Raw genomic sequence first — 1,049 nt, 5'->3', positions numbered from 1 at the left:
ACGTCCTTCATGCCCGAGTGAGACTCATCCAGCTTTGTCAATATCTCTCGAAGGCGGAGAATCTGCTGCTCGGTCTCGCCCCTATGTTGCCTAAGCATCTCAGCAACTTCTGGATAGCTTTCTGACCGGTCAAGCTGCCGATCGATTAGGGAGAGGGCCTGGTTCTCTAACGCATGGGCGTCGCGCAAGCCCACAACGAAGAAGTTCCGGGTCTCCTGATTCGCGGTCATGGCGTAGCTTCCTTCTTCGATGATGGGGTACAACCGTTCAGCTGCGCCGAAGTTACACAGAAATTGCAGATAATCGTGCCGCCACGGCTAATTTTTTTATTAGCAAGCTCGGTCTAAACGTGGCGTTTGGAAATTTATACGTAACCTTAGGTGTACGGGATGAGCGTATTCTGAGCAACAGCGTACAAAGACGTCGGAACATGCCTCGGTTCTCCACGTTAGGCCGTCGTGGCAGCCGTCTGCTGGCTAGCCATGCCCTCCATCCCAATTGTGCGCCTGACCGAAATGTCCCAGCGCTGAGGCTACGAAAATGTTCTACACTGATGGGTTGCTGCAGTATCCGGTCCGCGTCGACACCCCCAACCCGGTTTTTGCCCGCGCGCTACAGCAGGCGATCGGGGGCGTCGAGGGCGAGATCCGTGTTGCCATGCAGTACATGTTCCAGGCATTCGGCGCGCGTGGCCCTGCTAAGTATCGGGATATGCTGCTCAACACCGCGACGGAGGAGCTCGGTCACATTGAGATGCTGGCCACCGCGGTAGCCCTGAACCTTGAAGGGGCGCCCCTGTCCGTACGGGAGGAGGCCGCCCGCGATCCCATTGGAGGAGGTGTCCTCGCCGGCGCCGATTTCCGCCACATCCTGTCGGCCGGCCTTGCTGCCTTGCCGGCGGACTCCAACGGCGTGCCTTTCGACGCCTCCCACGTCTATGCGTCCGGCAACTTGGCAGCTGACATGCTCGCCAACGTCACAGCTGAGTCGTCAGGACGAGTTTTGGCGGTCCGCCTCTTCAATATGACGGACGATCCCGGGATGAAGGA

The 1,049-nt window shown here is 58.4% G+C and carries 2 protein-coding genes; one reads left to right on the top strand and one right to left on the bottom strand.

The genetic code is table 11. The annotated features are described in order from the left end of the window. Nucleotides 1-230, bottom strand: a 230-nt coding sequence (locus IEW34_RS30835) for a DUF892 family protein (RefSeq protein ID WP_244642308.1), incomplete at its 3' end; no start/stop codon positions are given. A 310-nt stretch (nt 231-540) separates the two neighbouring features. Here IEW34_RS30835 and IEW34_RS29365 point away from each other — a divergent pair. Beyond that, nucleotides 541-1,049: manganese catalase family protein (locus IEW34_RS29365; RefSeq protein ID WP_188612818.1), on the top strand; the 509-nt coding region annotated here is incomplete at its 3' end.

The sequence above is a fragment of the Chelatococcus reniformis genome (assembly GCF_014640075.1).
GTDB lineage: Bacteria > Pseudomonadota > Alphaproteobacteria > Rhizobiales > Beijerinckiaceae > Camelimonas > Camelimonas reniformis.
Note: the sequence above shows the minus strand (reverse complement) of the source record. Positions and strands in the feature narration are given on the sequence as shown.